General features: G+C 34.3%; 5 protein-coding genes. 1 reads left to right on the forward strand and 4 read right to left on the reverse strand.

What is annotated here, in order from left to right; all coding sequences use genetic code 11:
* The first annotated feature begins 27 nt into the window (after positions 1–27).
* Complete coding sequence (locus RSB60_RS10850; protein ID WP_323380295.1) at positions 28–1,347, forward strand: class II D-tagatose-bisphosphate aldolase, non-catalytic subunit; 1,320 nt, start codon at positions 28–30, stop codon at positions 1,345–1,347.
* 26 nt (positions 1,348–1,373) lie between these two features.
* Here the strand turns inward: RSB60_RS10850 and RSB60_RS10855 are convergent, their stop codons facing one another.
* From RSB60_RS10855 to agaV, 4 genes are all read right to left on the reverse strand, one after another.
* The gene (locus RSB60_RS10855; RefSeq protein WP_332616306.1) at positions 1,374–2,543 is read right to left on the reverse strand and encodes a winged helix-turn-helix domain-containing protein; all 1,170 of its coding nucleotides are present in this window, start codon (positions 2,541–2,543) and stop codon (positions 1,374–1,376) included.
* A gap of 119 nt (positions 2,544–2,662) precedes the next feature.
* Positions 2,663–3,493, reverse strand: a complete 831-nt coding sequence (locus RSB60_RS10860; RefSeq protein WP_323380293.1) for a PTS system mannose/fructose/sorbose family transporter subunit IID — start codon at positions 3,491–3,493, stop codon at positions 2,663–2,665.
* A complete protein-coding gene (locus RSB60_RS10865) occupies positions 3,483–4,331 on the reverse strand; it encodes a PTS mannose/fructose/sorbose/N-acetylgalactosamine transporter subunit IIC (protein ID WP_323380292.1) in 849 nt (282 codons plus the stop codon). Before RSB60_RS10865 ends, RSB60_RS10860 begins: the two co-directional genes overlap by 11 nt.
* Positions 4,332–4,356: 25 nt before the next feature.
* On the reverse strand, positions 4,357–4,809 hold the full coding sequence (agaV, locus tag RSB60_RS10870; RefSeq protein WP_332616309.1) for a PTS N-acetylgalactosamine transporter subunit IIB: 453 nt from the start codon (positions 4,807–4,809) through the stop codon (positions 4,357–4,359).
* Position 4,810 lies beyond the last annotated feature (1 nt).

The raw sequence follows: 4,810 nt of genomic DNA on the forward strand, positions 1-4,810 counted from the left end.
AAACTATAAAGTGAGAGGAGACTATAAATGACAAAACATCCTTTATTGCAAATGATTAAACTACAAAAGAAAGGTACTCCTGTAGGAATCTATTCTGTATGTAGTGCAAATGAGTTTGTTATTGAAGCTGCTTTAGAACGTGGCAAACAAACTAAATCCATCGTACTTATTGAAGCAACAAGTAACCAAGTAAACCAATATGGTGGTTACACTGGAATGAAACCAAAAGATTTCATGAAGTTTGTAGAAAAAATTGCAAAAAAAGTTAACTTCCCTATGGATAGAATTATCCTTGGTGGAGATCATTTAGGGCCATTAACTTGGACACACCTTGATGAGAAACAAGCAATGAAAGAAGCAAGCAAACTTATCGAATTATATGTCCTTGCAGGATTCACTAAAATTCATATTGATACTTCTATGAGAGTTGCTGATGATGATCAACAAGCTATGTTATCAACAGAAGTTATCGCTCGTCGTGGCGCAGAACTTGCAGAAGTTGCTGAAAAAGCATACGCAAAATTAAAAGCAAAATCACCAAATGCGCTTCACCCTGTATTCATCGTTGGATCTGAAGTACCTATCCCTGGTGGAGCACAAGAGGAAGAAGAAGGTGTTGCAGTTACAAAAGTTAAAGATTGCCAACAAACAATTAATACTTTCCATGAAGCTTTCCTTTCAAAAGATTTAAAAGAAGCATGGAATCATGTTATTGCTGTTGTTGTACAACCTGGAGTAGAATTTGGTGACTCTACAGTTATTGAATACGACCGTAAAAAAGCTAGAACATTAACTAAATCACTTAAAGCATATAAGAACTTAGTCTTTGAAGGTCATTCAACTGATTACCAAACTAAAATTGCTTTAAAAGAAATGGTTGAAGATGGAATTGCCATTCTTAAAGTTGGACCTGGTTTAACTTTTGCCGCTCGTGAAGCAATGTTCGCATTAGCTAATATCGAAGAAGCATTATTAAAAGGAACTAAAACTAAACCATCAAAATTCATTGAAGTGCTTGAAGAAGTAATGCTTAAGAATCCTGGAAACTGGCAAAAACATTATCATGGTAATGCTCAACAACTTGCATTCAAACGTAAATATAGTTTCTCTGATCGTTGTCGTTATTACTTACCAAACGAAAAAGTACAAGCTGCTCTTGAAACACTTATTACAAATATCAATACCATCGGTATTCCATATTCATTATTAAGTCAATACATGCCTGTTCAATACACAAAAGTACGTGAAGGAATAATACCTTGTACGGCTGAAGCATTAATTAAAGATCGTATTGTTAACTGTATGGATGAATATTTATACGCTACACATCAAGAAAAACTTGGGTAAACAAAAAAGTGACTTTGTCACTTTTTTTAATTTATTTCTTCTTGATTCATTCGTTCAAGTTTTTTTAATTGCTTTGTGATTAAAGTTTGATGTGTTTTTGTTATTTTAATATTAGGTTCATACCAAATGTTTTTAACCACAAGTTCTTTTGTCTTCTTCGTGTAAATAGCTTCAATACGTCCAATAAACTCATCTCCATAAAGAATCGGCAAAACATAATATCCAAATTTACGCTTTTCCTCTGGTGTATATATCTCCCATGTATATTCAAAATTAAATAATTCTTTAATTAATTTTCTATCCCAAAGTAAATTATCCAGTGGTGCTATAAATTCACAACGCTTTTTTAATGGTGAACTTGCAATAATTTGATGAATTAATGAAATATCTTCTTTAACACAATATAATTTTTCTTTACAGCCTTCAACATTGACTTCAACTATTTTATTATGTTTAATCAAGTCATTAAAAATTGCTGTACGTACAGGTGTTTTAAGGTCACTTATGCACAAATAAGCATCTGATGCCTTATTCCATAATAAACCTACTGATTTGATACGTCTTAATACTAACCAGCTTTGAAAATCCAATAATTCTTTATTTGGATCTTTTTTATTTAATAGTTTTGAAGGAATACAATTTTCAATACAATCATAATATTTAATTGTCCCTTTTTTATGATGAATGGCAAGTTCTCCAGTGAAATATAAATGTTCTAAAACAGCACGCGCTAAACTCGATTTACTCCCCCAAGTTCCAATAATATGTTTATCTCTTGAAAAATCATTAGAGCATAAAGGACCTCTTAGTCTAATCTCATTTTTGATTTCATCACATGCCGGTTTAATTCCCTTATCATATCTTGTCATATAATCATATTCATGATGTCTACGCAAAAAATATGGCCAATCACTCATACTAAAAATAGATAAGTTTTTATCAAAATAATCAATAAGCACTCGCTCTTGATACAATAGTTCATACAGCATTGTCTTTTTATAGTTTTTAATACGTGACAGTAAAACTAAATCCGCATTCTTACCACATGCATCAATGGGATCAAATTGAATACAGCCTACCTGTTCAACAAACTCTTGAATACCTTTTTTTTCTTCAAATTTATATTCACCAAGTAGTCCATGTTTTAGTAATAGAAATTGTCTTGCCTGTTTCTTTGTTATATTGAATATTTCCATATTCCACCTATTTTCTATTTCTAGTATAATCGAAATTTAGCATCTTACATAGAAAAAAAGGTGTTGCTTACGCAAACACCTTTTTATATGAAGGTTACGGATTATTAATGTAATCCGGTTTAGAACAAACCGATGAATGGTACAGCACCAAGGATACCTAATACTAAAAGTAATAGGATACATTTGATAACTGTAAAATTCTTTTTAGCAATTAACCAATACATAAGCATAGTTAATGCAAGAGGAATTAATTTAGGGAAAATACTATCTAATACAGATTGTAATACGATAGGAGAGTTCCCATTAGGAATTGTTAAAGCGATAGTTGTACCACCCATGTTAGAAATTAGAGCACCTACTACGAAGATACCTAATAATGAAGCAGCATGAGTAAATTCTTTAGCATTTTTAGTTAATGCTTCAATAGCTTTGCTTCCTAAATCATATGACCAATACATTAATCCGTAACGAACTCCGAATTGAACTGCATTGAATAGAACTAAGAATAGAATAGGTCCTAAGATATTTCCTTCAAGAGATAAGTTAGCACCGATACCTGCAGCGATTGGAACTAATGTTAACCAGAAAATAGCATCCCCGATACCACCTAAAGGTCCCATAGCAGCAACACGTACCGCACGGATAGTTGTTACATCAGCTTTTTGTTGTTCTAATGAAAGAACGATACCCATAACGAATGTTACTAAGAATGGGTGAGTGTTAAAGAAGTCTAAGTTATGTCCCATTGAAAGAGCAAGGTCTTCTTTGTCAGTATGAATTTTTTCCAAACCTGGAAGAATTCCATATAGCCAACCAGCAGCTTGCATACGTTCAAAGTTGAAAGACATTTGTAAGAATAATGAACGCCAAACCATTTTGTTAAGAGTTTTCTTATCAAGAGGTTGAGCAGGAGTCGTATTCTTGTATGTGTTTGCTAAATTAGATGCCATCACTATAGTCCCCCTTTCCTGAACCACCAGCATTTGCTTTGATCTTCGTATTGATTTGGAAGTCATAGTATGCTAATGCTCCACCGATAATAGCAATGATTACTAGAGTATAAGCACCATTTCCTGTAATACCAGTAGCAACGCCATCAGTAAATACAAGTTTTGAGAATGCTCTGTCTACTAATGTAGCCATTGCGAAACCAGCGATTAATACAGTCCAGAATTCACCAGAAATCATAACTTTCATTAATACGGCAAATCCTACATAACGCATCATACCACCAGCAGCGCCTAGACCTGTCCAGATCCAAGCAGGAACAGCTTCAGAAAGCATAACCCCTACTGCTTGTCCAGCACCAGTACCGATCATTGCAAGAACTGCAAATAGAGCACCAATACCAAGCATTAAGCCAAGGTTAAGTCTTTCGATACCTTTTATGTCACCTTTTGCAGCCATGCTGTCAGCTTTTGACATTGCAGGAGCAGAAATTGTGAACCAAACGTTAACTGCTTGTTGTCCAAGTAATCCGAATGGGATTGCAAGAGCTAAAGCAGATTCGAAATCTGGTTGATTTAAGGCAATTGCGAATACAACAGCCATGATTCCTCCTAATACAGCATTTGGAGGTTGAGCTCCACCGATTGGCATACTACCAATCATTAGAAGTTCATAAGAAGCCCCAATTTTAAGTCCTAAATCGAAGTTACCAAGGATAGCTCCAACTACAGGTCCCATAACAATTGGGCGATACAATGATTCAAGGAAACTAAATTGGTCAATACCGCCGATAAAACCAACGACACCAACAAGTAATATTTGAATAATATTAAATTCCATGTTTATCTATCACCTTTCTGTATGATTATTTAAATAATTTCTCTACGTCTTCAGAAGCCATAGATGGAACTTTTCTAATTTCAAGTTCTACACCTAGGTTACGAAGCTTTTCGAACGCCTCAACATCAGAGGCATCAACAGCAACTGATCCTGCTACTTGACGCTTACCTTCAGACATATGCATGTTTCCGATATTAACTTTTTTGATAGGTACTCCACCCTCAACTAGTTTTAATACATCTTGTGGATTCTCACATACGATAAAGATTTTTTGTGCGTCTGAAGCTTTGTGAATTGTGTCGATTGTTTTTTGAATTGTCCAATAACGAGTTTGAGCATAGCTAGGTGCAGCCATATCCATCAAACCTTGACGGAATGTGTTATTAGCTACATCATCATTTGCAACTAACAATAAATTAGCTCCAATAGAACTTGTCCATTGAGTTGCAACTTGTCCATGAATCAAACGATTGTCAATT

It is taken from the genome of Anaerorhabdus sp., from assembly GCF_036657415.1.
GTDB lineage: Bacteria > Bacillota_I > Bacilli_A > Erysipelotrichales > Erysipelotrichaceae > Anaerorhabdus.